Source organism: Halohasta litorea (assembly GCF_024494645.1).
Lineage (GTDB): Archaea > Halobacteriota > Halobacteria > Halobacteriales > Haloferacaceae > Halohasta > Halohasta litorea.
Window position 1 is genome coordinate 44,398 of the sequence record NZ_JANHDJ010000008.1, and the last position, 25,861, is coordinate 70,258.

Sequence of the window (25,861 nt, forward strand, 5' to 3'; positions counted from 1 at the left end):
ACAGACGATGACACAGGACAATCAACCTGATTACCGAATCCCACAGGGTGGCGGCGTTCCATGGCGTGACATGGGGATGGAGGAGACACACCGACCCCCCGAACGGGACGTGAAGATTACCGACATCAAGACGATGGCCATCGCGGGCAACTTCACGTGGGGTATCGTGAAGGTCGAAACCGATGCCGGCGTCTACGGGCTCGGCGAGACGTTCCGTGCCGAGGCGGCCCTCGATATGGCTGGCCGGATGGACGTCGACCTCGAAGGCGAGAACCCGCTGGATACCGACCGCATCCGCGAGCTGCTCGAACAGCGGTATACGGGCTGTGGCCGCATCGGGCAGGCGGCATTCACCGCCATCGAGACCGCCTGTTACGATATCAAAGGCAAACTGTTCGACGTACCGGTGTACGAACTGCTCGGTGGGAAGTACCGCGACGAGATCAAGATCTACTGTGACACCCACGGCGGCGAGTCGCTGGGTGAGGCCCGCGATCACGACCCCAAGGACGTCTACACGCCCGAGGGGTATGCGCGTGCGGCCCGCGAGGTCGTCGACGAAGGGTTCGAGGCACTGAAGTTCGATCTCGACGTACCGACCCACGCGAGCTACGACGAGGCCAACCGCCGGATGGACAACGAGGCGCTCGAACACAAGGTCAGCCTCGTCGAAGCCGTCCGCGACGAGATCGGCTACGACATCGACCTCGGAATGGACCTCCACTGGAACTTCACCACCGAGACCGCGATCCGGCTCGGCAAGAAGCTCGAACGGTTCGACCTCGCGTGGCTCGAAGACCCCGTCCCGCCGGAGAAGACCGAATCCCAGAAACGCGTCACGGAGGCGCTGGATATGCCCGTGCTGACCGGCGAGAACCTCGTGAAGGCCAACCAGTTCAACACGGCCGCCCGCGAGGGGATGATGGACATCGCCGCCCCGGATATCAACAAGTGTGGCGGGCTCGGCGAGTACGTCGACATCGCCACCATCTGTGACCTCTACGGCGTCCCGGTCGCCTCACACAATATCTCCAGCCCGCTGGGGACCGTCGCTGGCGCACACGTCTCGGCGGCGATCCCGAACTTCCTCTGTATGGAGTGGCACTCCCGGGACGTGCCGTGGTGGAACGAGATGTGCACTCGTGTCGAGGGTTCGGGCCCAATTCTGGAGGACGGCTACATCGACGTCCCCGAGGGCCCCGGACTGGGCGTCGAACTCAACCGAGACCTCTGTGAACGGTATCTCGTCGACGGCTACGACCTGATCATCTAAGCGCTTACAATGTCCGAGTACACTGTCGTCGTTACTGACCACGATTTCACGGACCTCTCGATCGAACGCGACGGGCTGGCGGAGATCGCCGACGTCGTCGAACTGACCAGCGACGTGGGAACGGAAGCAGCCGACGCCCACGAGACGCTCGCCCGCGCCGACGCGGTCATCAACCTCCGGTATGACCTCGATGCGGCGGCCATTGAGGCGCTTGAGGACTGCCGGGTCATCTCCCGGTACGGGATCGGCGTCGACAACATCGACGTGGAGGCCGCATCCGAACGCGGAATCCCGGTCACGAACGTCCCGGACTACTGTCTGGAGGAGGTGTCGGTCCACGCACTGACGCTCTACCTCGCCCTGTCTCGCGGCCTGAAAAGCTACGACGCGGATGTCGCCGACGGTGGCTGGGACCGCGACGTGGCGACGCCGATCCACCGGCTGTCGACCCGGACGGTCGGCGTCGTCGGTTACGGTGCCATCGGTCGGGCGGTCGGCAAACGCGCAGCTGCACTGGGTGCCGATGTCGTCGCCAGCGACCCGTTCCTCACCGAGGCTGATGTCGCCGACGACCCCGCCGAACTCGTCGACTTCGAGGAGCTGCTGGCGCGTTCGGACTTCGTGACCGTCCACTCCCCACTGACGCCCGATACCCGCGAGCTGTTCGACGCCGAAGCCTTCGAACGGATGAACGAGGGGGCGTACTTCGTCAACGTCGCCCGTGGCCCGATCGTCGACGGCGAGGCGCTCGCCGAGGCACTCGATGCGGGCAAAATCGCCGGTGCGGGCCTCGACGTCTTCCCCGACGAACCGCCCGCAGCCGACGATCCGCTCCGTGACCACCCCAAGGTGCTGACGACCCCACACGTCGCGTGGTACAGCGAGGAGGCCAACGATCAGCGCCGCCGTACCGTCACCGAGATCGTGCGGACCGTCCTCGAAGGCGGCGAGCCGACGAACGTCGTCAACGAGTAGTCGACTCCCTTTTTGTCGGCGTTCGACATCCGTTGTGTAGTCGTCTGTCTACGGATCACAGGGAAGCCAGCCGCCAGCTGTTGGGTCGACTTTTAATATAGACCGCTCACAGCTCCGGTGCTTGTACTTGAATCAGGGAAAAAAGGAACGACGACGATCAGCGCGAATTCAGGCCTTACCCGTGGCAGTCAGCCCTTCGACGACTTTCCGCTGGAAGAACAGCATGAACAGGATCAGTGGAATCACCGACATGAAGACGGCCGCGGAGATGGTTCCCCACGGGTACTGGAACTCACCCTGGTAGAGGGCGATCCCGACGGTGATCGTCCGCATCGAGTCCTCGGTCATGAACGTCAGCGCGAAGAGGAACTCGTTCCAGGCGTAGATGAAGACGATGATAGCCGCTGTCGCCATCGCCGGTGCCGAGACCGGAAGGATGATGCGGAACAGGACGCCGACCCGCGAGAGCCCGTCCATCAGGCCTGCCTCCTCCAGGGAGTCGGGTAACTCCTTGAAGTAGGCCTGGAAGATCCAGACCGCGAAGGGTAGCTGGAAGGCGGCGTACGGGATGATCAGCCCCAGATAGCTGTTCAACAGGCCCCACGAACGGGCGAGGCTGAAAAGCGGGATCAGCCGGGCGATGAACGGCAGCATCGCCGTCCCGAGGATGAGCAGCAGCACCGGGAGCTTGAACCGGAACCGGAGCCGAGAGAGCGCGTAGCCAGCCAACGCACCCAAAAAGACGTCGACGATAGCCGTTCCGGTGGCCACGATCGCACTATTGAGCATGTACCGGAAGAACGGGGCTCCTTCGATCGCCGCACGGTAGTTTTCGAGCGTCGGATCGCGAGGGATGTACTCGACGGGGAACGCCACGACGTTACCCGGCTGTTTGAGCGACGTGATCAGCATCCAGAGGATGGGGAACACCGAAATCAGGGCGATGATGAAGATGCTTCCGTAGAAGCCGACCTTCTTGCCGACCCACTGGAACCGCTCTATTTCGAAGCCGTCCGAATCGTTGCTCATCTCAGCGTACCTCCGGTTCGTAGAGTGTTTGCACGTATATCATTGCGATTGCGGCCGCGATGAGGGTGATGAGCGTTGCCGTCGCCGCACCCTCGCCGAAGTTGAGTCGGTTGAACGTCAGTTGGTGGTCGAACAGGACGAGCGTTGTTGTCGCCGACGACGGGCCGCCGCCGGTGAGTCCGAACGGGAGGCCGAACGCCTGAAACGCCGGCAGCGTCCGGAAGATGAGCGCGACCAGCAGCGTCGGCTTCAGTAGCGGGAGCGTGATGTCCCGGAACTGCCGGAGACGCGAGGCACCGTCCATCCGGGCGGCTTCGTAGAGGTGGTCGGGGATCGACTGGAGGCCAGCCAGCAGGATGAGTGCCATGAACGAACTCGTCTTCCAGATGGTGATAAACAGCATGGCGATCAGTGCCGTATCCGGCTTCGCCAGAAACGGGAACTGCGTCTCGAGGATACCGACCCGCATCAACAGGTCGTTGATGACGCCGTACTGCCCGTTGAACATCCACGCCCAGATGCGGGCGTTGATCACCGTCGGGATCGCCCACGGGAACAGGATCGCCGCCTGTGCGAAGTACTTCCCCTTGAAATCCCGATTGAGCAGGAGTGCGATCCCCAGCCCCAATGCGAGTTCGATCGGCACGCTGACGAACGTGTAGATGAGCGAGACACGCAGCGCGTTCCAGATCCCGCCACCATTGAGCAACTGATCGAGGTACGGCCCCTCGCCGAACAGATTCCGGTAGTTTTCGAGGCCGACGAACTGTCTCGGGTTCATTTCCAACACGTAGCCCGTGTGGAGGCTCCCAACGATGGTGTCGAAGATCGGATAAAACGACACCGCAAACAGGAACGACACCACCGGTGTCAGCAGGATTACCGCCAGCTCCTCCTCTGAGAACTGGAGGTCACGATACCGCTGTAATCTGTTCTGTCGCCCTGATCCCTCGGTGTCGGGTGATCTGGACGAACTCTCTGCTGTTTCTGCCATTCACCTCAAACGCCGTGGTCTTTCATTATAAAACTACGGGGGTGCGGACGTATCGGCTCGTCGGTCGTTCCGGTATGTTTTTAATCGTCTACCCGGCAGAATCATCCATAGATGATCGGCATCCGTTCGCGCAGTCGGACCGATAGCCTGTCGACTCGCTGTCGACGAGTCGTGATGACCGCGGATCGGGGCTGGAAGGCGACTGCCCTCGGTCTCCTGATCGTTCTCTCCCTGTCGATGGTCCTCTAATGACCGCGATCCGAACGCTGTTGCCGGGGATCGTGGTCCTGCTGGGGCTGGCTGCGGTCGCACAGGCCGTGGGTGCAGCGACACCGCTGAGTCCGCTGATCGCCGCGATCGGGATCGGTGTCGTCGTCGCGGGCGTGGTCGGCGTTCCCGGGTGGGCCGAACCCGGCGTCGACCGACACAAACTCCTCTTGGAGACCGGGATCGTCCTGCTCGGTGCCCAACTCACCGTCGGGCAGTTGGTGACCACCGGGCCGCTGGTCGTGGGATTGGCGATCGTCGTCGTCGTCGTGGGTGTGCTGTTCGTCGAGCTCGTCGGTCGACAGGTCGGTATCGAATCCCGAACGCGCTCGCTGTTGGCCGCGGGCGCGAGCGTGTGTGGGGTCTCGGCTGTCCTCGCGGTGGCCGGGAGCATCGACGGCGACGAGGCCGAGATCAGCTACGCGGCGGGGACAGTGCTGCTGTTCGATGCGATCACCCTCGTGGCCTTCCCGATCATTGGAACCGCCCTCGGGTTGGGTGACCGCGTGTTCGGCGTCTGGGCCGGGTTGAGCCTCTTTTCGACTGGGCCAGCCGCGGCGGTCGGCTTCGCGGTCTCCGAGACCGCGGGCCAGTGGGCGACGATCACCAAACTCATCCGGAACACGTTCATCGGCGTGCTGGCGGTCGCCTACGCGCTCTACTACACGAGTGGCGACGAGCAGACCGGTGCCAGCGAAATCTGGTATCGGTTCCCCAAGTTCCTCGTCGGCTTCCTCGCCGTCGCGCTGTTCGCCAACCTCGGCGTCATCGATTCGGCTGCGCAATCGGCCATCGGGACAGTCGGCGACTGGTTGTTCGCGCTGGCGTTCGTCGGTCTCGGCTTCGAGCTCAACCCCCGGCGGCTCCGGTCGACCGGGATGCGTCCGCTGTTGGTCGTCCTCGCACAGCTCGTGACCGTCAGCCTGCTGACCCTCGGTGCGGTCTCCGTGCTGCTGTAAGCGGATCGTCCTGTTCTGTCACGAACTGACTCCCGTCTCTGTCACGAACCGATACTTGCCTCGTGGTCGTGAGCGAACAACCGGGTATCGTGTCCATTTGAGAAAGCATTATAAACACGGGCTTTCGTTATCCAAACTGTATGGCGGACAGATACCTAGAGGTAGTCGAACCAGTAGATAACGTCGCGACCGCGCTTCGTGACGTTACAGCCGGCGAGACCGTTACGGTCGCCGTCGGTGACGAGGAACGAACCATCGAAATATCCGAAGACGTCGGATTCGGCCACAAGATCGCCATCGAGGATATCACGGACGGCGAGACGATCACGAAGTACGGCAAGTCCATCGGGAACGCCACCGAAGCGATCCCGGCTGGCTCCTTCGTCCACGTCCACAACGTCGAATCGAACTACGGGCGCGGCGACCTGGCAGAAGAATCAGACGTAGAGGCAATCAGCGAGTAATCCATGTCCGAATTCCTAGGCTACGAACGCGACGACGGCAGTATCGGCATCCGAAACCACACCGTAATCATCTCGACGGCACCGTACGCCAACGACACGGTCGAGCGCACGGCGGACATCGTCGACGACGCGATTCCGATCACCCATCCGCTGGGTCGGTGTCAGACCAAACCCGACGTGTTCCAGACCTATCGGACGCTGCTTGGGTATGCGACCCACCCGAACACCTACGGCGCGGTCGTCGTCGCCCACGCGGGCGAAATCGTCGACGGCGACGAGCTGGCCGAAGACATCGCCGCAACCGGCCGCCCGAGCGCCTCGATCAACATCCACGAGGAGAAGGGTGTGATGAACGCGCTGGATTCGGCGGTCGACGCCGCCCAGGAGATGGTCCAGGACGCCAGCGCCCAGCGTCGGGTGCCGGCCGACATGTCCAAACTCACTTTCGGGATCAACTGTGCGACTTCGGATACGACCAGCGGGCTCTGCCAGCACAAGGCCACCGCGGGTGCGGTCTGGCGGCTCATCGACAACCACGGCGGCCGGGGTTGTTTCGCCGAGACGCCGGAGTTCTTCGGCGGCGAGAACGAACTCTCCGAGCGGGCGGTCGACGACGAGGTCAGACAGGAGATCCTCGACCGCGTCGAACACTGGGACAACCGCTTGCAGGCGACCGGATACGACGTTCGCGGTGCCCAGCCGACCCCGGACAACATGGACGGTGGACTCACCACCATCGAGGAGAAGTCTCTCGGTGCGCTCGTGAAATCCGGCGACGGTCCTATCCAGGACATCATCGACTACGGTGAGAAGATCCCCGATAAATCAGGGATGTACATCATGGATACGCCGGGCCACGGCGCGGAGTCGGTTACCGGCATCGGTGCCGGCGGTGCCCACTTCATGGTTATCTCGACCGGTCAGGGCCACACGCTTTCGAACGCCGTGATGCCGACGATCAAGATCACCGGCAACCCACACAGCGCCGAGCGAGTGCCCGAACAGACTGACGTCGACGTCAGCGAGGCGCTGGTCGGCGACGAGTCCATCGACTGGGCCACCGACGAGCTGTGGGAGGAGCTGACCGATGTCATCAACGGCAAGCTGACCCTCAGCGAGACGATGGGCGAGAGTCAGTTCGCCATCCACCGCATCGGTCCCTCGACGTAATGCGGGTCGACCGGAACCGCGCGGTCGAGGTCGCCGCCGATGCCTTCCGCGCACACGGGATCTCCGAGGCCGATGCGACACAGACCGCCGAGGCCCTCGTCAGTGCCGATGCACGCGGCAAGCATTCACACGGGTTGCTCCGACTCCCACGGTTCGTCCGCGGTATCGAACACGGGAACGTCGACCCCGACGGGAGCATCGAGGTGGTCGCCGAGCACGGCGGCGCAGCAACGCTCAGCGGCGGCTCGCGGCTCGGGCCGGTCGTCGCCAGCGTGGCGGTCGCCGAGGCGATGGACCGCGCCGCGGAGTTCGGCGTCGGTGCCGTCGGCGTCCACGACTCGAACCACCTCGGGATGTTGGGCTACTACACCGACCAGGTGCTCCAAGAGGGGTTCGTGGGGATCGGTCTCACGAATACGGAGCCAGCGATGCCGCCCTACGGCGGCACCGAACCGGTGTTGGGAACGAACCCGATCGCTATCGGGCTACCGACCGATCCGGCGTTCAATCTCGATATGTCGACCTCGGGCATCGCACGCGGGACTGTGCTGCACTACCAGGAGACTGACCAACAACTGCCTGAGGGCGTTGCGCTCGATGCCGAGGGACAGCCGACAACCGACCCTGAAGCCGCACTCGATGGAACGATACTCCCCTTCGGTGGGACGAAAGGCTCCGGGTTAGCCATCGCCGTCGAGGTGCTTGCGGGGGGGCTCGTCGGTGCCGCAATGGGGACCGACGTCACAGGAACCTACCACACCGAAGATCCCTGTACGAAAGGGGACCTTTTCGTGGTCATCGATCCCGAGGCACTTGGTGTTCCCGAGTTCGGACAGCGGGCTTCGGAGTTCCTCACCGGACTGGTCGAGGGAGAACCGGCTGCCCACGTCGACGAGATCCGTCTACCCGGGCAACGCTCGATAGAACGCGACCGGACGGCGACCCGCGTCGAGATCGAGGACGACCTCTGGGCAGAGATTCAGTCGCTCGCTGACGGCGACTGAACGACCCTTGACGGCCGACTGAAACCGTCAATGCCGTCGAGGTCAGACAACCGGGTGACGACGACTGTCCACGTGTGCAGTCGTCGAACCCATCCTAACGAGGCACCCTCCGAAACCCGTTCGAACGGAGCCAACCTGATTTTATTTATCATAATATCGATGAAAAACGATAACAATTAATAGGGTATGTGATAGACAGTTTCACGTATGACAGATGATGTCAGTGATAGACGTAGGCGTGGAGTGCTTAAAACAGTGGCCACTGGTAGTATCGCACTACTGGCTGGCTGTACCGACAACGGCTCGAGTTCGGGTGGCGATGGCGGTGGCGGATCCGCGGAGATGACGTACGTCTACCCGGGCTACTTCAGCAACGACGCCTCCGATCTCGTTCCGATGTTCGAGGAGCAGGCCGAGAACATCACCCTCGATTCCCAGCAGACGCCGTCGGATGCGTCCTCGACCCGGGAGTACTACATCAACCAGTTCGTCTCGGGCTCCTCGTCGTTCGATGTCGGGAACATGGACGTGATCTGGCCCGGCGAGTTCGTCGACAACGGCTGGGCGGCCGAGGTCGAGGATCCACAGGGCCACACGGACAACATGGTCCAGACACCCATCGATTCGGTGACCATCGACGGGACGATGTACGGGATGCCGATCCACACGGACGCCAACGCACTGTACTACCGGACCGACCTGCTCTCGGAGTACGGCTACGACAGCCCGCCGGAGACCTACATGGAGCTCGTTAACATGGCCCAAGACATTATGGACCAGTCCGACGAGGACCTCAACGGCTACATCTGGCAGGGCGGCTCCAACGAGGGGCTGACGATCATGTGGCTCAACTGGCTGTGGGGGATGGGAGGGTCGATCCGGCAGGACGGCGACCTCGTCGTCAACTCCCAGGAGGGAATCGACGCACTGCAGCACGCCGTCGACCTGATCCACGAGTACGAGGTTACCCCCGAGTCCGTCCCAGCGTCTGCGACCGACCAGAACCGGCAGACGTTCCAGCAGGGGAATACGATCTTCATGCGCAACTGGCCGTACGCGGTCTCGCTGATGAACGAGGACGGCTCGGCCGTGCAGGGTAACTTCGACGTCGCGCCGCTGCCGAAAGCCGAGGGCAATCCCGACGCGAACAACTCCTGTCTCGGCGGCTGGAACCTGTTCATCAACGCCAACTCGGAGAACCCCGAGGCCGCCCAGCAGTTCGCCAGCTACATGGCCTCGATGGAGGCCCAGGAGAACATGGCGCTGGAACACAGCCGACTCCCAGTTCGGGAGGAGCTGTACAGCGACGAGTACTACGAGCAGGCCGAGCATCTGGAGACGTTCGCGGAGATCGTCGACCAGACCAGCGCACGACCGGCGTCGGCGCAGTACTCGACGTTCTCGGAGATCGTCTACTCGAACTGTAACGCAGCCCTCGTTCAGGACAAAACCCCCGAGGAGGCGCTCAACGACGCCCAAGAAGAGATCGATAGCGACGTCAACAACGCCTGAGAGCACGGCGGGGTCACCGACCGGTATCCCTCATCCCTACCTGATTTTACATCGTCCGATCGCCGAGACGGCGCTGTCGCTGTATACCGAGCTGATTCATTACGTGGAACGTTGCTGGTGTTCACAGACGCGTACGGACGAGTAGCAACCGTTCGTCGACTGATTGTGAGGCAGTTCGTTCGTCGACTGGTTGTTAGGCGGTCCGTTTGGTGATCCGCTCGGAGATATCGCGGTAGGCGGTAGTCAGTGCGGCCCGTTCGTCGTCGGTCAACTGCGGCAGCGGCGGCAGCGGCTCGCCGATGTCTAGCCCGTGTTGGTCGACGAGATGTTTCATCGCCGCTGCGGTGGGAACGTCACTGATGGCGGTGACGAACGGCGTGACGACCTCGCGCATCAGTCGCTGGGCCTCTCCCAAGGACTCACGTGTGTACGCCTCGTAGAGTTCCCTCATTGCACCCGGAAACACGTTGGCCGGGCCAGCAATGAGACCGTCAGCACCCACTTCGAGCGAGGCAGTTGCCAACCCCGTTGCACCTTGGAAGACGGCGAACTCCTCCGCCGTTTCGGTGACGATCCGGTGGTGGTAGGTGAGATCTCCGGAGGTGTCTTTCAGCCCGACGATATCGTCGTGGGCTGCCAGCTTCCTGACGAGGTCGACACCGAGTTCGTTCCCCGTCAACTGCGGAATGTTGTACAACAGTACCGGGAGCGACGAGCCATCGGCGATCCCGGTGAAGAATCGTTCAAGGCCCGGTTGGGTCGTCCCGAGATAGTACGGCGAGACGACCACCGCGGCATCGGCACCAGCATCGTCTACTGCTTCGATGTTGTCCAAGACGTCGTCGACGCTCGTGTCGCAACAGCCCGCCATTACGGTTGTCTCGTCGGCAGCGGCCTCGACGACGGTTTCGACGACACGACGGTTCTGTGCAGTCGTCAAGCTCGAAAACTCACCGATCGAGCTGCCGGGGAACAGACCGTGGACGCCACCATCCACGAGCCTGTTCGTAAACTGTGTGAGCGCGTCGGTATCGATTGATCGCTGGGAGCCGTGGGTAGGCGTCGCCATAGGAACGACTGTTCCCGAAAGGTTCATGAAAGTCACAATGACCACCACTCAATTATAATTTTGGATGCCGGTGTGGCTACGCTGACTGGATCCTTACCTGGCCGATTCGTCCGTGTCTGTCGGTGTCGCGTCGGTTCGGTCGGTTTCGAACGTTGCGAGCCGCTCGGAAAGCGTCGTCGCACGGTCCCGTAACGCCTCCGCACGGGCGGTCACCGTCGACATCGTCCGACTCTGTTCGCTTGCGGTCTCGGCAACGGCTTGGGCGCGGTCGGTGACTGTCCGGCTGATCTCGGCGACGTCGTCGATGTCACTCGCTACCTCTTGTGTGGTCCGGGCCTGTTCGCCGGTCGCCCGATCGATCTCCGCCGCACTGTGGTCGGCCGATTCGACGCTGTCGACGATCTCGTCGAGGGCGTTCTGCACCTCGGTGACAGTCGAGGACGCTTCGCCGACGGCCTCCCGCATCTCGGTCATCTCGGTGGCAGTGTGATCTGTCTGGGTCTGCACGGCCTCGATCCGGTCGGCAATATCGTCGGTCGCGTCGGCGGTTTCGGCCGCGAGTTGCTTGACCTCGTCGGCGACGACGCCGAACCCGTCGTCCTCGCCGTTGGCCGCGGCGGCCTCGATGTTGGCATTCAGCGCCAGCAGGTTCGTCTGCTCGGCGATCTCGGCGATGAGGTCCGCGACATCACCGATGGCGCGTACCTGTTCGTCGAGGCTATTCATCTGATCGACGGTTTCGGTCGCCTGAGTTCGTAACGCCTCCATCTTTTCGAGGGCGTCCTCCGTGGCCGCCCGCCCCTCGGTGCCGCGGTCGACCGACCGCTGTGTGGCGTCGGCCACCTCGCTGGCGCTGGCGGCCACCTCCTCGATGTTCCCCGAGAGCGCTGCGGTCTCTTCGGTCATCCGATCGAGACGCTGGCTTTGCTCGCTGGCAGCATCCGAGATCCCGTCGACCCGTTGGCTGACGCGGTTGCTGCGTGCTTCGACGTCCTCGGCACGCTCGGCGACATCGATACTGGCCGCCGCCACGTCGTCGGCGAACCCCCGGACATCGGCGATCGTCGACTCGAAGTCGTCGATCATCTCGTTGAACGCGACGGCGATCTCGGCCATCGACTCGTTGTCGACGGTCTCGTCGAGGCGGTGGTGAAGTTCACCATCCGCACAGGCACGCATCGTCGACCCGAACTGACTGGCACGGTCTTCAAGCGTCTGTGAGAGTGCTCGCGCCTCGTTTCGTGCGCTCTCAGCATCTTCGCGTGCGTCACGCGCATCGGCCAGCGCTGACTCCGTCTCCGTGAACTGCTCGCGAAGCGACTGCCGCATGTCGTCGAACCGATCGAATAGCCGTCCGATCTCGTCGTCCCGTGGCGTCGAGAGCTCGGTTTCGAGATCGCCATCCTGGATCCCTTCGGCCCGCCGTCGGAGCTGTTTGAGCGGCCTGACCGTCTGGCGGCCGAGCGCCGTAGCCACGAGACCCAACGCGAGGACGCTCCCGGTGATGATGACCAACACGTTCGTGCCGACGGAGCGTCCGATGGCGTAGGCCTCCCGGGTTCCGAGGCTGACTGCGACGACCCAGTCGGTCTGTTTGATCGGGGCGTACGCACGGACATCTCGGTCGGTTTCGAGCGACTCCACCCTCCCGTCCTCGACAGCCGCGGTGAAGGCCGAACCGTTCGACACCGCGTTCCCCCCGGTTCCGTCGGGTGCGAGCACCACCTCACCCGTCTTATCGACGATGGTCATCCGGGAGCCGGTTTCGCTCCCGGCGAATCCGGTTATTCGGCGTTCGATCGAGCCGACGACCACGACAGCGCGGTCGCTGTCGGGGACGGGACTGACAAACGCGAGCACAGTCTCGTTGTCCTGTTCGTAGGTCGTGTTGCCGATGGTGACCATCGACGAACTGTACCAGTCGACCGAGTCCACCTGATCGGCCCAGGGCCGGTCGACCCCCGCGATCGACTCCCCATCCAGTTCGAACTCGGTGCTGCTCAGGAGTTGCCCGGCTTCGGTGTCTACGATGTGCACCGCGGCAATATCGAGGGTGCCATGGTTCTGGGCGGTAGTGAGATAGCCGTCGACCGCCCGTTTGTCACCCGTCCGTACCGGTTCGGCGTCGGAAATGAATCGTGTCTGGACCTGCATCTCCCTGACCCAGCTCCCGACGGCTGAGGCCTGCATCGACGCCTGCGACTGGAGTTGGTTCTGTGTCTCCTCGTGGAGCTCGGACTGGATCTCGGCGTAGCTCGCGCCGCCGAGCCCGGCGATAACGACGACGACAACGAGCATCGAGATGGCGAACTTCGCGGCGTACCGTCGGCGGACGAACTCGGGTGTGATCCGACGGGCGATCCTTCCAACCCAATCCAACATTGTAGTGACAGCTTCCCGCCAGTCCGACGACTCATCGGTCGCTGCTTGCCCGGTCATACGTTGAGTCATCCCACACCAGATTATAATGATTATGATACTGGAACTACACTCGCTGCCGTCCAGTATCCGTCTTCGATCGGGTCGGTCAGCTCCCCAACCCTTGGGCGACGTTCTGGGATCCCACCGCAGCCGCCGACCGCTGCGTAACACTTATAATTCTAAATTCCGACGACTGTATTATGAGTCAAAAAGCAGCCACAGGGCTCGACAAGCATGTCCTTATCAACGGCGAGTGGGTCGACGCAGCCGACCGAACCGACGTCATCCACCCGTATGACGGGGAACTCGTCGGTTCGGTCCCGATGGTCAGCGACCAACAGGTCGTCGAGGCGATCGACGCCGCCGACGCCGCGGTCGAGGCGTCGTCGCTCTCGGCCTACGAGCGGTACGAACTGCTCTCGGAGACCGCCCGCCTAGTCGAAGAGCGCCTCGACGACATTGCACACATCCTCACCAGCGAGCAGGGCAAACCACTCTCGGAAGCACGTGGTGAGGTCGACCGCGCCGTCCAGACGCTGGAGCTCTCCGCCGAGCAGGCGAAGCGAATGACCGGCGAGTACATTCCGATGGACGCCCAGAAAGGGTTCGCCCGCGACCACTGTTTCACCCAGCGTGAACCCCTCGGTGTCGTGGCGGCGATCACCCCGTTCAACTTCCCGCTGAACCTGATGGTGCACAAGGTCGGCCCGGCGCTGGCCGCTGGCAACGCCGTCGTCGGCAAACCGGCGACCAACACGCCACTGACCTCCATCGCGCTGTTCGAGTGTCTCGACGACGCCGCTGCGGCGATCGACGCCGACGTCCCGGACGGTCTGTTCAACGTGGTCACCGGCTCCGGATCGTCTGTCGGCGATGTGATTCTCGACCACGAGGCCGTCGAGGCGATCTCCTTTACCGGGTCGACTGGCGTCGGGAAGTACATCGCCAACAACAGCGGGATGACGGAAGTGACGCTGGAACTCGGCGGGAACGACCCGACGATCGTCTGGGACGATACTGACCTCCAGGAGGCTGCCGTGCAGGTCATCGGCGGCGCTTGTTCGAACGCCGGGCAGGTCTGTAACAGCGTCGAGCGCGTCATCGTCCCCGAACACATCGAAGACGAGTTCGTCGATGCACTGGTTGAGGCCTGTCAGAATCTGGTCGTCGGCGACCCCTTCGAGGAGGAAACCAACGTCGCCTCGATGGTCGACGACAGCCAGTTCGAGGATCTCGTGGACCTCTTCGAGTCGACCGTCGAGGCTGGCGCGACCGTCGAGTGCGGCGGCAACTACGGCGGCGACCTCGGTCCCCGAACGTTCGAACCGACGGTCCTGACGGACGTCGACCCCGAGATGCCCGCGGCAGCCGAGGAGACGTTCGGGCCGCTGGTGCCGGTCATCACCGTGGCTGATTTCGACGAGGCGATCGCGGAGGCCAACAACACCAACTACGGCCTCGAAGCCGGACTGTTCACACAAGACATCGACCGCGCCAAGCGTGCGGCCGACGAGATCGACGCTGGCGGCGTCAACATCAACACGGTAAGCGGGTTCCGCGCCGACCACATGCCGTATGGCGGGTTCAAGGACTCCGGCGTCGGCAAGGAGGGCATCAAGTACGCCATCGAACACTTCTCGCGGGAGAAACTCGTCGGGTTCCATCAGGGATTCAACGCCTAACCGGGTCTGCAGTCGGGAGCCGTCCTTCGGTTCCCACTGCGACCCGCCCCGATTCACCCCACTCCTCTTCATCCACTCCTTTCGCACTGGTCGACTGTGTCTCTCCACTACTGACCAGTAACGCAAAACACTAGTAACCGGAAACGACTACTTCAGCACACGATAACGGTCTCTATGGACGAATCTAGTGACTTTCACCGGGAGCGGACCGTCGAATGAACTGGCGCTCCGAGTACACGATACTGCTTGTGGCCGCGGCAGCGAACCTCGCACAGGTCGCAACCCGGATGGTCATCGGTCCTCTCGTCCCGCGTCTGTTGACTGATTTCACCGTCTCTCGGACCGTCATCGGCGGGCTGCTAACCGGGATGTGGGCGCTGTTCGCGCTCATGCATTACCCCAGCGGCGTCATCGCCGAACGGGTGGGATCGCGCACGGTACTCGTGGTCGCACTCGCGGCCACCTGCCTCGCCAGCGGGCTCCTCGCCGTCGCCCCGACGTTCCCGCTGTTCGGCATGGCCATGCTGCTGTTGGGATCTGGGGCGGGGCTCTACTTCGTCGTGGCGACCGGGTTCGTTGCCGACCGTTTCTCCGGGAACACCGGCCAGGCACTCGGCGTCCATTCGAGCGGCGGCGCGGTTGCAGGGTTCTTCGTCCCGGTGGTGGCCGTCATGATCGCTGACCGCTTCACGTGGCGCCACTCTATCGCCGCCTCGTCGCTGTTCGTGCTGGTCGTCCTCGCCGCTTTCGTCTACCTGACGCGCCCGGAGCCACCGGTCAAACCCGACGTCGACCTCGTCGCCGCGTTGCATCCCCGCAGGCCGCTCGGGATCCTCCGCACGCCAGGGCTGGCGCTCCCGCTCGGGATCGTCGTTATCGCCGCATTCGCCTGGCAGGCGGTCATCTCGTTTCTCCCGACTTTTCTGGTCCAACACTGGCTCCTCTCGGAGGGGCTCGCGGCGACGCTGTTCTCGACCGTGTTCGTCCTCAGCGCCGTGGCGATGCCTGCGGTCGGCCGACTCGGTGATCGGGTCGGCAATCAGTGGGCGATCACGCTCTGTCTCGTGCTGCTGTGTTGTGGATTCACGATCCTCGTCACCGTCGACCGGGTTCCGGCGCTCCTCGCGGGGATCGGCTGTCTCGGGGTCGGCATGAGCTACGGCGGTGCCGTCCAGTCGTTGTTCATGGCTCGGTTCGACCGCGTCGACCGCGTCTCGGGGTTCGGCACGGTTCGAACGGTGTATATGTTCCTCGGCTCCCTCGGCGGCGTCGTCACCGGAACGCTGGCCGACAATTTCGATTGGGGCGTCTCATACGGGCTCGTCGCCGGACTGCTCGCAGTGGGTGTAGTCGTCGCTGGACTGTGGACGATCACGACGAGCGAGAAGGGGTCTCGAAGGACGGAATCTCGTGGAGCGGCCTGAGATTGCCCGCAGCGGACTCCTGATTCGATCGTTGCAGATCGGGGAATGGGACCGTCTCGCATCGGGAGAGTCAGTCGAGGGTGATCCACCGGTCGGTCTCGGCGGCCTCGTAGATCGCCTCCATCGCGTGCATATCCACGAGCCCGTGGTCACCGTCGGGGTAGATCGGCTCGTCGCCCCGAACCCGATCCGCGAAGTAGTCGACCTCTTCGTGCATCTGGTCGACTTTGTTGAGTGTCACCGAGGCCCGTCCGTCGCCCCGGGAGACGTGTAGCTCTCGGGTCTGATCCTGGAAGAACGCTGGCTCGATCCGGACCTGACCCTCGGTTCCGGTGACGGTGATCCCCGACGACTGGCGGGCATTGTGGCTTGCATAACACTGGGCGTACACATCTCCGGGGAATTCGACGGAGAACGAGACCGTCTCGTCGACGTCGTCGAAGGCGTCGTGTGTGCTGGCGGTGTTGCCGGTGACCGCAACCGGGTCCGCATCCAGCAGGAATCGGGCGGTGTTCAGCGGATAGATGCCGATATCGAACAGTGCTCCACCGCCGGCGAGCCACTCGTCGAGCCGCCACTGATCGGGGTTGGGGTCGATGCGGTCGAGCAATCGCTGCGACATATTGCCAGTGACTGACATCGGCTCACCGATGTAGCCAGCAGCGATGAGCTCCCGTGCCCGCCGGACTGCCGGTTCGGTGTGCATCCGGTAGGCGATCATGAGGTCGACGCCAGCGTCGGCGGCCGTCGCATGGAGTTCGGCGGCCCGGTCGCTGTCCCGCTCCATTGGCTTCTCACAGAGAATGTCCTTGCCGAACGCCGCCGCCGTCTCGACGTAGTCGAGATGGAGCGCGTTCGGGGTGACGATGTAGACTGCATCGTAGGCATCGGTCCCGACACCGTCGTGGAACTCGTCGTAGGTGATTCCGTGGGTCGCACCATCGGTTTCAGCGGCGATACGATCGGCCTTTTCGGCCGCCCCACTGACCAGCACCGCGGGCGTACAGAGGTCGCTTCGCTCCATCGCTGGCAGTGCTCTGCCTTTCGTAAACCAGCCGAGTCCGATCACCGCGAACCGAACCGGCTCGACGGCTGCCGGGTCGACCGTCTGCCAATCACGCACACAACTGTCTTCAAGGATAGCACTCAGCTCCATACAGGACCCACTAATGGCTGCATTATAAATGATACTCTCCGAGCCAGCGGATAGCCATTCACTCATCGTTCAGTCACCCCGACGCGAACCTTTTCAGTGACATCGATCGGTTCGTTGTGGCCTATTATGTTGGGTATCGAAGTAGTTTCTATAATAGGTAGGTTAATATATAACCAAATCTGCGGATTATTTGGATATTAACTCAAATAGAGAAATATCGAAGGCATATTTGAAATTCTATTCTCAATTTTAAAGATATTTTACTGCAATTCAAGAATATATCTTCTCTCTATGAACAGACAAATCCAATTTTTGGCTCTATTAAACCGTTATATGGCGTTAGAATTAGTAGATCACGTACTGTTTGATGTTGTAAACGGGATACACCCGACGATTTTACGGAGAAATCGCGCGCGACACTTCCACAAAAAGATGTTTACCACACTCCGTCGACTATTCGTGAGTCGTTGGACTACGAGAAGTGGATGAACCGCCGCCGACACGCATGGGCGTTTGCTCGGCTACAGGGTCGAATCGAAGACAAGGCGACCGAGACAGGGATTCGCGTCGAGTACGTCAACGCGGTGTACCCGTCCCAAACCTGCCATGCCCACGGTCGCCTTGGTCGGCGAGATCAACAGGCAGAATTTGTGTGTCCATACGATGACTGCCACGTATTAGAGTTACAACAGATATTAACGCGGTGGCGAACATCACCGGTCGCGTCAATCCGTGGGGTGAGAGCGTCCGTTGGGAACCCGGCCGCAATGACATGCCTCGGGATGTGGCGTTGTGGACTGGACGTATCCGGTATACCGACTTTAGTACGCAGTTCACGTTCCAAGGTATAGATGAGCAGGAACCCCAGGACTTGGAAGACTTCGTTAGTGAGCATGGTCCTGTGGCCACCCCTGAAGTAATGGATATCTATGGTGTCCACCGTGAGAAAGCGGTCGAGTCACTCCAAAACCTCGCCGGTGCTCCGTCGTTTGAGATAGGTGGCGAACTGTTCTGGGACCTCTAAACAAGTCATAGACCACTTGGTCAAGATATGTCTCAGATAGATATTGTGCTGCTATTTTCACAGGTAACAATGAGATACTATGGTTCGTAATTTACAACAACAAACTCACTCAACTCCTGAGGAAGATCACAATAGGCTTTCTCAACTCTTCAAGCTACACGAGCAGATCGTAATCTATGAACCAGTCAACATACCTGTGGTGTTTGGTAAAGACCCAGATCAGACAGTAGCATTCGAAGTTGCTGACCCCGATCGCCCTGACCGTACCTTCCTCGTAAAGGTCCTCCATAGCCTGCTACGAGCCGTGGACATCCCCGAACGGCTGGTGGATCAGATACTGGTCTATGTAGTCAAGCCCCAACCGGTCCAGTGACCGTTCGAACGCATCTAACGGGGCTTCGTAGCCCGTGTCCTGTCCCAAAGCTTCGTCGTGACGAAGATGACGACGCCAAGTTTGGCGAAGTATTTCGCTACAGTGTGAACTAGAGAAGACAATGTGGGGACATCGATCCTCTCAACTCGTTTTGTATTATATATTGTATTGAACTGCTATGAATTTCAATTCGGCTCGTAGAATTCAAACCGTACACCACCTTCCGTATTTTCTGTGATAGTGATACTCCAGTTGTGTGCCTCCGCGATTTGGCTTACTACTGTGAGTCCGATACCACTCCCATCGTCGCCTGTTGTATAGCCATGATCGAACATATTCTCACGGTCTGTTGGAAGAATCTCATCACTTGTATCCTCGACGTAAAACCCGTTTTTAAGTGGGCCAGCTCTCACCGAAACGTCTTCCCCGCCGTGGTTCACTGCGTTTCGAAACAGGTTCTCAAGCAAAGCTTGCAGTTGGCTTCGATCAGCAGCGACAGTGTAATCTACTACCGATAAACTCGCAGAGCGGGTCGTGACCATCTTCCATGCCGCTTGGGAAACATCGTTGAGAAAAACGTGGGTATCGATCTCGTTCGGTACATCGTGTCGAGCGAGTCCGGTTAAATCCGCCAGCAGTTCCTGCATTCGAACGAGCGCTTCGTCGACTGTTTCGAGGTTCGATTCAGCACCTGTTTCCTGATACTGCTCAAGGTAACCCAGAGCAATCGAGAGCGGGCTTCGAAGATCATGCGAAACCATGCTGGCAAATTGGTTGAGACGCTCGTTTTGCTGTCGTAACTCTTCTTCTCGTTCGCGTAACTGTTGGTCGTGTGTGAGTTCGTCGAGTACCAAAACGATATGTGCAGCAAGTAGTTCCCCCACAACCACGTCTTGGTCGTCGAACTCCGATGGTGTCGTGGAGCCAGCGATCAGTATACCATACTCCCCGAGCGGTAAATGCAGTTCGCTCAGGATCGGTGTCTCCTGATTGTAGACCTCAGGATCATCTCGAAGATCATCGATCGCTGTTGCGGTCCCCTTGGTGAAGACGCGCCACACGATGCTGTCATTGTCGACAAAGGTCGGGAGGTCACCAACGAGCTCGTCGACGGCAGGGGTCTTCGCAACTGGAACGAGTGCATCAGATTCGTCATCAAAGAGGTGAATTGCGTTGGCCTTCAAGCCGAGAATCGTTCGAGCTGCGCCGACTCCGATCTCGGCGACCTCTTGCTTCGTGTCTGCGGCTAATAGGTCTTCAATCGCGTGATTAAGTCCTTTGATCTGTTGCTCTCGTTCTTTACGGTGGGTGATATCTTGACCCTCAGGGATCAGTAGAACGACGGTATCGTCCTCGTCTGTGATCGGTCGGATCGAGAAATCGATAATACTGGTACTGTTTGCACCCTGTACTTCTAGTTCACGACGTACAAATTCGCCTTTGGCTGCCCATTGTACGTCTGCTTTCGTCTGCTGTTGGGTTTCGTCCGGGATTCGGAACCAGTGTGCATTCCAGACCTTCTTGCCGAGGACGTCCTCTCGGCTGATCCCACCGAACTCTAAGGCGGTATCGTTCGCTTCGATAAGCGTTCCATCCGGCTCAAGCAGCCCCGTAAACTGATAGATCTGATTAAAAATCGCCTCATAACGGCGGGCTTGCTCCTTGGTTTCGGTGATGTCTCTGGCGATACCGATCATCTGTGTTGGCATCCCGTTTTCGTCGAGCTGGACTTCTCCGTAGGCTTCCACCCACCTCATCAACTCGCCATCTCTCACCCGGAACTCCTCGCTGCAAAGGGTATCTGTCTCAATTGCTGTTTTGAGTGTCTCTCGGACGCGAGATCGGTCTCGATGCTGTCGACGCACTGACCGAGTACGTCCCGGCAGACCTTTCGTTGGCACAGCTCTTGCTCCGATGGATTCTCGATCACGAGGCCGTCTCGACGGTTATTCCAGGATCGATGACGCCCGGGATATCGGTGCGAATGCCGGAGTCTCCGATGTCGACCCGCTTGGTGCCGACGCCCACGAGGCAGTCGAAGCAGTCTATGAGAAGTTTGTGCGCGAGTACGTCCATCACCGGTGGTAGGCCACCTTGTTAATTCGATAGTGTCGGTACATCTCTGCACACATGACGAAATTGTCTACTTCTGACCGGCTCCCGGGGCCTGATCGATCGACAGTATTTAATTGGCAATCGACCCCTGTTCCACTGAGCAGCGAGTGCGCGCGAGTGTGGTCAGTGCGGCTATGGGCCAGAGGAATGGCCGCATATTGGTGATCCTACCCACAAATTCAGATTTCCAGCCATATTATTCCCACGTTGTAGAAATCAATTGAAAGCAGATTATAAAGCATCTAAGGGTAGCTAAAGACTTCATAAAATATCAAGAGGGGACTCATTTCATGCCTGAAGAGTCTGAATATGTCCTAATGCTCGTCGTATTATATTGAGATACGGCTTGTTGATGCAAATCAGACGGTGACCACCTGATGTCGAACGCTACGTCAAATCACGAACAGAACACGAGCGCAGTGACGAACTGGGCTGCAGATGTCGCACAGCAGGGAACGATCGCGCTCAAAGCAACCGTCCGAGGCATGAGTTTCTGGGCAGCAATCCTCCTGCCGCTGGTCTACCTGCCACTCCTCTCGGGTGACTTGGGCTCACAGACTGGCTTGATCGTTATCGCCCTGATCGCACTGCATCTGATCGCACTGTTCGTCGGACACAACCACACCCATACCAACCAATGAGTGCCTCAACACAGCCTGACGCCTCGACCAGCGATTCCAAACCGAAAGATGAGCGGCTTGCGGACTATCTTCGTTCCCGTGTCGAAGATGGTGAGCTGTATTTCAAAAGCAAGTTCATCGCCGAGGATGTCAGCCTCTCGTCGAAGGAGATCGGCGCGCTGATCATCAAGCTCCAGGACTCGGTCGACGACCTGTCGATCGAACGCTGGTCGTACACGGGTGCGACCACCTGGCGTGTCGAGCAGACCGGCTAACGGCGTTGTCACCGTCGACCCACCACCACTCCTTTGAAACAATAGCTTCTAGCACTAGCAGTGTACCGGCTGACAGCGAGACGAAGACGATCCCCTACGAGACCCTTTCCAACCTGTTTGGTTGGCTCGCTGTTGGAATGTGAGTGTGAGAAAACCCCTTGAATCGCCGCATTTTCCGGGATTGTGTTAACCAACAACTGGTGGTAGACCTCTCCCGTGTTGGTTAATATCTTAGTTTCATCGTCGACTCAACCGACTGATTGATCCCGTCGACTTCCGATACCCACGTATGCGACGAACCCGATTTGGTGGCCCTCGTTGGCGTCGTCCTGTTGGTCGCCTTCACTGGTGTACTGGCAGTCCCGTCGACGAGCCTGCGACACCCGAAGAACCCAACACGAGACAACTGAGACCACCACGACGTCCGATACCATTGACGGCGTTGAAAGCCTCGTTGTGTAGCAATCCGACTGCCCGTCCCGCTTCAATGTATGCCTCGCTGAATTCCGTTGGGCGATTGTTGGTTGATCACGTTCCACGGCCCGCCAGTTCCGTGATACTTTGAGGGGCCACGTTCGTTGTATTCGGTCTGCTGAAAGTAGCCAATACGTCCTCGTATGCCCAGCTAACGTATCCGAGTTCGACCCAGTGATCGCGTAGGCCTCCTGCTTGGCCACGAGCATAGATTATCGCTTGTCGAATTTGCCCCCTAGGGTTTTCCCGCGGAGGCAGCCGATATTCTGATTATTCAGTTTCTGGCTAAAAAAATGAAAATCTACTAGGGAGAGCTTGGATCTAATCAAACTTAGTGATTGGTTGGTTTGTCGGTGTTGGAACTCGATCGCTATAACACCTACGTAATTAGGCCTTCCCCTTACTAGGCTGCGAATCATATCAAGTCCAAAACCCTGAGTTCCAGTGTCGATATGCAGGTGACAGTAGGCTAATTTCTGCCCTCTGAGCTTTGTGATCGGTGTTTAAGCCTCCACTATCCACAAAATGAATCCTAAGTACCCCAACGCAGCTGCCCACCTCCAGGCACTCGCAGAGACAACGCCAGACGCTTTCATAACTATTAACTCACATAGCCGCATCCAGTACGCTAACCCATCAATTGAAGAGATTTTTGGCTATACGCCCGAAGAATTACGGGGGAGATCACTCACGGAACTCATGCCTAGTCACCTCGCAGACCGGCATCTAGAGGCCGTGGACAGATACCTGGAAACCGGAGAACGGCACGTTGATTGGAACCATATCGAATTGCCAGGCCAGCACAAGGATGGTTACGAAGTACCTCTTCAGATCTCGTTCAGTGAGTTCACACTCAACGGAGAACGCTACTTTACTGGGGTTTTACGGGATATCTCTGAAAGAAAGACACTCGAAGCCGGACGTGAACTCTTGTATACAACAAGAGAACGGATTCTGGAAACGGAGACATTCTATCAGGGACTGACACACAGTCTGGAACTCATCGGTAAATCGATGCGTTGGGTGTATGGGGAAGCGTGGCTACCGACAGAAGACGTGGATCTCATCGAATGGAAAACCGCGTGGGGAGAAGACGAAACGTCACTTGAGGTGTTTCGGGAGGAATCCTCTGAAACGGTATTTGAGCCGGGTGAAGGTCTTATCGGGAGGGTTTGGGAGACTGGTGAGTATGAGTGGATCCCCGACGTCTCGACGGTTGAGCAATCCGTGTTCGAGCGCTCAGAAGCAGCAAAAGCAGCTGACCTCAAAGCAGCACTTGCGGTGCCAGTGTTGGTCGATGGTGTTGTGAACGCTGTGATGGTCTTTTTCACACCTGAAGAGCGGTCTGTCGACAAGCAGATGGCTGAGGTAACGCGCACGGTCGCCGCGAATCTCGGGCTCGTTCTCTCTCGCCAACAAGCCCAAGACTCACTCCGCCAAGAACGAAATCTTGTTACAAATATCTTAGAGACAACGCCCATCGGGATTGTCGTGATTAACGCGGATGGCGAGTTCGTCTATGTGAATGAGCAAGCAGAGGCGATTTTACGGATAGAGGAAGACGAGAATGGGGCATATCCTCCGTATGAAGAACTTGCTTTTCATATACTGGATAGTGAGGGTGAACCACTTCACGAGTCGGAACTCCCGTATGGATATATACTCCGAACGGGCGAAGACGTGGCGCGTGAGATTCAGATTGAGTTTCCTAATGGAGATCTGCGTTGGCTCTCTGTCAACGGGACGCCCCTTGAACAGGAGAAAGACTACATCGCCTCAACAGTCTTCGCGTTTCAAGACATTACAGCGCAGAAACGCCGAGCCGACCAACTCGCGCGGCTGAATGAACTCGGCCAAGATCTTTCTGACACTGAATCGTTTCAGGAGGGGTGTAACCAAGCTGTGGCTGCCGCCCACGACATTCTCAGCCATTCTATTACAACCATTGAGTTATATGACGCCGAGACAGGGGCACTGGAACCCTGTGCGCGTATGTCTCGTGTAGACGAACTCGTTGGAGAGGATCCATTATTTGAGTCAGAACGTGGTCTTCCGTGGCAGGCTTTCGTTGAGAATGAACCACGCGTGTATTCGAATCTCGAACAGGCAACGGATGTCGAAGCGACCCATACGCCATTTTCAAGCGTCCTTATTTTACCAATTGGCGGGCACGGTGTTCTCATTAGCGGGGCGACCGAGCCGAACAGTTTCGACGAATCGGTGATCTCTCTTGCAAAGATTCTTGTACAAAACGTAGCGTCGGCATTCGATCGCCTTGACCGTGAGCTCTCATTGAGGGACCAGAAATCCGAACTGGAATCGAAAAACGAGCAACTACAACGTCTTCAGCGGGTGAACCAAGAAATACGGGATATCACTCGATCCTTGATGGACGCGGAATCAAGTGACGAGATCAAGCAGTTCGTCTGTGATCGATTAGCCGAGAGTGAGCCGTATCGCTTCGTCTGGTTCGGTGAGCGTGATTTTGCCACCGACGAGATTGTTCCTGTGGCTTGGGCGGGCGTCGAAGAAGGCTATCTCGAGACGGTAACAGTTACTGCTGATATGAGTGAAACCGGGCAGGGACCGGCTGGACGTGCGATACGGACACACGAACCGCAGATTCAGAATAACCTGCAGTCGGACCCCCCGTTCGAACCCTGGCGGCAGGAAGCGATGCAACGTGGGTATCGAGCAAGTATTGCCGTCCCAGTCGTCTACAATGACACCGTATACGGACTTCTCAACCTGTATACGAATGAACCTGAGGTTTTCAGCGATATGGAGGAAGCCGTATTGTCTGAATTGGGTGAGATGATCGGATTCGCTCTTAATTCAAGGGAGCGATATAATGCACTTGTCTCTGAGGAGTCCGTTGAGTTAGAGTTCGTGATTCAGGATTCGGAAAACCCCTTAATGGCGTTTCTGAGCGAGTACAACGGGAAGTTCTCACTCGAAAATATCGCCACGCGACACGGGAACGATGTCAGTGCGTTTGGGACCTTCGAAAATGTTCCATTCGAAACGATTCAGGATTTTATTGCAGAACAGCCGATAGTTGATGATATAACCCTTATCCGAGAGCAGGATGGGGAAACAATCGTTGAAATACCGCTTCCGTCGGGTACATTTATTCGGAGTCTCCTTGACCGAGGGGCTGTGCCAACAACGCTCCGAGGTACTCCTGGCGAAGGGCGAGTGACGATTCGGATTTCGAAAACTGCATCGGTGCGTGAATTTGTCGAGCTGTTCGAAAACCGATTTGGTGACGTTGAGCTCGTCGCTCGTCGTGAGATCGCTGACCCGGTACGGACGACTGAGGAATTCGAACAGGCGTATCTCGATCGACTGACTCAACGCCAAGAGGAGGTACTCAGAACCGCATTTTTCGCCGGATTTTTCGAACAACCTCGTGCGAACTCCGCGCGCGATATTGCTGACATGCTGGACGTCTCTCAACCAACAGTAAGCCGACACATCCGGTCCAGTGAAGAGAGCCTGTTCTCAATGCTGTTTGGAGACGTTGGCTCACGGTAAGTGTATCAGTATACGGCGTTGGTCTTTCGCGACGCAGGTGGATA

The 25,861-nt window shown here is 59.3% G+C and carries 22 protein-coding genes and 1 pseudogene; 15 read left to right on the top strand and 8 right to left on the bottom strand.

The genetic code is table 11. The features are described from left to right. Positions 1-7 precede the first annotated feature (7 nt). Both NO877_RS17130 and NO877_RS17135 read left to right on the top strand, forming a co-directional pair. Positions 8-1,273: a mandelate racemase/muconate lactonizing enzyme family protein gene (locus NO877_RS17130; protein WP_256397578.1), complete on the top strand. Its 1,266-nt coding sequence runs from the start codon at positions 8-10 to the stop codon at positions 1,271-1,273. Positions 1,274-1,282: 9 nt separating this feature from the next. Next, on the top strand, positions 1,283-2,248 hold the full coding sequence (locus NO877_RS17135; RefSeq protein ID WP_256397579.1) for a C-terminal binding protein: 966 nt from the start codon (positions 1,283-1,285) through the stop codon (positions 2,246-2,248). 168 nt (positions 2,249-2,416) lie between these two features. On the opposite strand, the gene NO877_RS17140 is transcribed toward NO877_RS17135, so the two are convergent. Next, on the bottom strand, positions 2,417-3,277 hold the full coding sequence (locus tag NO877_RS17140; protein WP_256397580.1) for a carbohydrate ABC transporter permease: 861 nt from the start codon (positions 3,275-3,277) through the stop codon (positions 2,417-2,419). Position 3,278: 1 nt separating this feature from the next. Further along, positions 3,279-4,271 carry a carbohydrate ABC transporter permease gene (locus NO877_RS17145; protein ID WP_256397581.1) on the bottom strand — a complete coding sequence of 331 codons (993 nt, stop codon included), beginning with the start codon at positions 4,269-4,271 and terminating at the stop codon, positions 3,279-3,281. Between the two features lie 111 nt (positions 4,272-4,382). Between NO877_RS17145 and NO877_RS17150 the strand changes: the two genes are divergently transcribed. The 6 genes from NO877_RS17150 (at position 4,383) to NO877_RS17175 (ending at position 9,647) form a co-directional block, all read left to right on the top strand. Continuing rightward, positions 4,383-4,520: a hypothetical protein gene (locus NO877_RS17150; protein ID WP_256397582.1), complete on the top strand. Its 138-nt coding sequence runs from the start codon at positions 4,383-4,385 to the stop codon at positions 4,518-4,520. After that, positions 4,520-5,497, top strand: coding sequence for a YeiH family protein (locus NO877_RS17155; RefSeq protein WP_256397583.1), 978 nt, complete (start codon positions 4,520-4,522; stop codon positions 5,495-5,497). Before NO877_RS17150 ends, NO877_RS17155 begins: the two co-directional genes overlap by 1 nt. Positions 5,498-5,637: 140 nt before the next feature. Then, positions 5,638-5,961 carry a UxaA family hydrolase gene (locus NO877_RS17160; protein ID WP_256397584.1) on the top strand — a complete coding sequence of 108 codons (324 nt, stop codon included), beginning with the start codon at positions 5,638-5,640 and terminating at the stop codon, positions 5,959-5,961. Between the two features lie 3 nt (positions 5,962-5,964). Beyond that, positions 5,965-7,131: a UxaA family hydrolase gene (locus NO877_RS17165; protein ID WP_256397585.1), complete on the top strand. Its 1,167-nt coding sequence runs from the start codon at positions 5,965-5,967 to the stop codon at positions 7,129-7,131. Then, positions 7,131-8,135, top strand: coding sequence for an Ldh family oxidoreductase (locus tag NO877_RS17170; RefSeq protein WP_256397586.1), 1,005 nt, complete (start codon positions 7,131-7,133; stop codon positions 8,133-8,135). The genes NO877_RS17165 and NO877_RS17170 overlap by 1 nt, the downstream gene beginning before the upstream one ends. Positions 8,136-8,390: 255 nt before the next feature. After that, entirely contained in the window at positions 8,391-9,647 is a 1,257-nt protein-coding gene (locus NO877_RS17175; protein WP_256397587.1) for an ABC transporter substrate-binding protein, read from the top strand. A 193-nt stretch (positions 9,648-9,840) separates the two neighbouring features. Here NO877_RS17175 and NO877_RS17180 read toward each other — a convergent pair whose 3' ends face one another. Then, positions 9,841-10,743: a dihydrodipicolinate synthase family protein gene (locus tag NO877_RS17180; RefSeq protein WP_256397588.1), complete on the bottom strand. Its 903-nt coding sequence runs from the start codon at positions 10,741-10,743 to the stop codon at positions 9,841-9,843. Positions 10,744-10,809: 66 nt separating this feature from the next. After that, a complete protein-coding gene (locus tag NO877_RS17185) occupies positions 10,810-13,155 on the bottom strand; it encodes a methyl-accepting chemotaxis protein (protein ID WP_256397589.1) in 2,346 nt (781 codons plus the stop codon). A 182-nt stretch (positions 13,156-13,337) separates the two neighbouring features. Here NO877_RS17185 and NO877_RS17190 point away from each other — a divergent pair, with 182 nt between their 5' ends. Together NO877_RS17190 and NO877_RS17195 are read left to right on the top strand one after the other, a co-directional pair. Next, positions 13,338-14,819, top strand: a complete 1,482-nt coding sequence (locus tag NO877_RS17190) for an aldehyde dehydrogenase family protein (protein ID WP_256397590.1) — start codon at positions 13,338-13,340, stop codon at positions 14,817-14,819. 215 nt (positions 14,820-15,034) lie between these two features. Further along, positions 15,035-16,243 carry an MFS transporter gene (locus NO877_RS17195; RefSeq protein WP_256397591.1) on the top strand — a complete coding sequence of 403 codons (1,209 nt, stop codon included), beginning with the start codon at positions 15,035-15,037 and terminating at the stop codon, positions 16,241-16,243. Positions 16,244-16,313: 70 nt separating this feature from the next. Here the strand turns inward: NO877_RS17195 and gfo6 are convergent, their stop codons facing one another. Then, entirely contained in the window at positions 16,314-17,399 is a 1,086-nt protein-coding gene (gfo6, locus tag NO877_RS17200) for a D-xylose 1-dehydrogenase Gfo6 (RefSeq protein WP_256397592.1), read from the bottom strand. A 449-nt stretch (positions 17,400-17,848) separates the two neighbouring features. Here gfo6 and NO877_RS17205 point away from each other — a divergent pair. Both NO877_RS17205 and NO877_RS17210 read left to right on the top strand, forming a co-directional pair. Next, a pseudogene (locus NO877_RS17205) lies at positions 17,849-18,183 on the top strand (zinc ribbon domain-containing protein); the annotation flags it as partial. A gap of 319 nt (positions 18,184-18,502) precedes the next feature. Further along, entirely contained in the window at positions 18,503-18,796 is a 294-nt protein-coding gene (locus NO877_RS17210) for a hypothetical protein (RefSeq protein ID WP_256397593.1), read from the top strand. Positions 18,797-18,981: 185 nt separating this feature from the next. Here the strand turns inward: NO877_RS17210 and NO877_RS17215 are convergent, their stop codons facing one another. Together NO877_RS17215 and NO877_RS17220 are read right to left on the bottom strand one after the other, a co-directional pair. After that, entirely contained in the window at positions 18,982-20,697 is a 1,716-nt protein-coding gene (locus tag NO877_RS17215) for a sensor histidine kinase (RefSeq protein ID WP_321169431.1), read from the bottom strand. 25 nt (positions 20,698-20,722) lie between these two features. Next, entirely contained in the window at positions 20,723-20,872 is a 150-nt protein-coding gene (locus NO877_RS17220; protein ID WP_256397595.1) for a hypothetical protein, read from the bottom strand. 416 nt (positions 20,873-21,288) lie between these two features. Between NO877_RS17220 and NO877_RS17225 the strand changes: the two genes are divergently transcribed. Further along, positions 21,289-21,552 carry a DUF8028 family protein gene (locus tag NO877_RS17225; protein ID WP_256397596.1) on the top strand — a complete coding sequence of 88 codons (264 nt, stop codon included), beginning with the start codon at positions 21,289-21,291 and terminating at the stop codon, positions 21,550-21,552. Further along, positions 21,549-21,806, top strand: coding sequence for a DUF7123 family protein (locus tag NO877_RS17230; protein ID WP_256397597.1), 258 nt, complete (start codon positions 21,549-21,551; stop codon positions 21,804-21,806). Before NO877_RS17225 ends, NO877_RS17230 begins: the two co-directional genes overlap by 4 nt. 248 nt (positions 21,807-22,054) lie before the next feature. On the opposite strand, the gene NO877_RS17235 is transcribed toward NO877_RS17230, so the two are convergent. Then, positions 22,055-22,240 (bottom strand): hypothetical protein, encoded by a 186-nt coding sequence (locus tag NO877_RS17235; protein ID WP_256397598.1) that lies wholly within the window; start codon positions 22,238-22,240, stop codon positions 22,055-22,057. A gap of 565 nt (positions 22,241-22,805) precedes the next feature. Here NO877_RS17235 and NO877_RS17240 point away from each other — a divergent pair. Beyond that, the gene (locus tag NO877_RS17240) at positions 22,806-25,817 is read left to right on the top strand and encodes a GAF domain-containing protein (RefSeq protein ID WP_256397599.1); all 3,012 of its coding nucleotides are present in this window, start codon (positions 22,806-22,808) and stop codon (positions 25,815-25,817) included. The last annotated feature ends 44 nt before the right edge of the window (positions 25,818-25,861 follow it).

Coding starts and splice junctions, on each gene's coding strand:
- NO877_RS17225 (WP_256397596.1), top strand. CDS start 21,289: ATGTCGAACGCTACGTCAAATCACGAACAGAACACGAGCGCAGTGACG.
- NO877_RS17235 (WP_256397598.1), bottom strand. CDS start 22,240: ATGGTATCGGACGTCGTGGTGGTCTCAGTTGTCTCGTGTTGGGTTCTT.
- NO877_RS17135 (WP_256397579.1), top strand. CDS start 1,283: ATGTCCGAGTACACTGTCGTCGTTACTGACCACGATTTCACGGACCTC.
- NO877_RS17190 (WP_256397590.1), top strand. CDS start 13,338: ATGAGTCAAAAAGCAGCCACAGGGCTCGACAAGCATGTCCTTATCAAC.
- NO877_RS17230 (WP_256397597.1), top strand. CDS start 21,549: ATGAGTGCCTCAACACAGCCTGACGCCTCGACCAGCGATTCCAAACCG.
- NO877_RS17130 (WP_256397578.1), top strand. CDS start 8: ATGACACAGGACAATCAACCTGATTACCGAATCCCACAGGGTGGCGGC.
- NO877_RS17155 (WP_256397583.1), top strand. CDS start 4,520: ATGACCGCGATCCGAACGCTGTTGCCGGGGATCGTGGTCCTGCTGGGG.
- NO877_RS17150 (WP_256397582.1), top strand. CDS start 4,383: ATGATCGGCATCCGTTCGCGCAGTCGGACCGATAGCCTGTCGACTCGC.
- NO877_RS17160 (WP_256397584.1), top strand. CDS start 5,638: ATGGCGGACAGATACCTAGAGGTAGTCGAACCAGTAGATAACGTCGCG.
- NO877_RS17180 (WP_256397588.1), bottom strand. CDS start 10,743: ATGAACCTTTCGGGAACAGTCGTTCCTATGGCGACGCCTACCCACGGC.
- NO877_RS17140 (WP_256397580.1), bottom strand. CDS start 3,277: ATGAGCAACGATTCGGACGGCTTCGAAATAGAGCGGTTCCAGTGGGTC.
- NO877_RS17210 (WP_256397593.1), top strand. CDS start 18,503: ATGGTTCGTAATTTACAACAACAAACTCACTCAACTCCTGAGGAAGAT.
- NO877_RS17145 (WP_256397581.1), bottom strand. CDS start 4,271: ATGGCAGAAACAGCAGAGAGTTCGTCCAGATCACCCGACACCGAGGGA.
- NO877_RS17170 (WP_256397586.1), top strand. CDS start 7,131: ATGCGGGTCGACCGGAACCGCGCGGTCGAGGTCGCCGCCGATGCCTTC.
- gfo6 (WP_256397592.1), bottom strand. CDS start 17,399: ATGGAGCTGAGTGCTATCCTTGAAGACAGTTGTGTGCGTGATTGGCAG.
- NO877_RS17240 (WP_256397599.1), top strand. CDS start 22,806: ATGAATCCTAAGTACCCCAACGCAGCTGCCCACCTCCAGGCACTCGCA.
- NO877_RS17220 (WP_256397595.1), bottom strand. CDS start 20,872: ATGGACGTACTCGCGCACAAACTTCTCATAGACTGCTTCGACTGCCTC.
- NO877_RS17195 (WP_256397591.1), top strand. CDS start 15,035: ATGAACTGGCGCTCCGAGTACACGATACTGCTTGTGGCCGCGGCAGCG.
- NO877_RS17185 (WP_256397589.1), bottom strand. CDS start 13,155: ATGACCGGGCAAGCAGCGACCGATGAGTCGTCGGACTGGCGGGAAGCT.
- NO877_RS17165 (WP_256397585.1), top strand. CDS start 5,965: ATGTCCGAATTCCTAGGCTACGAACGCGACGACGGCAGTATCGGCATC.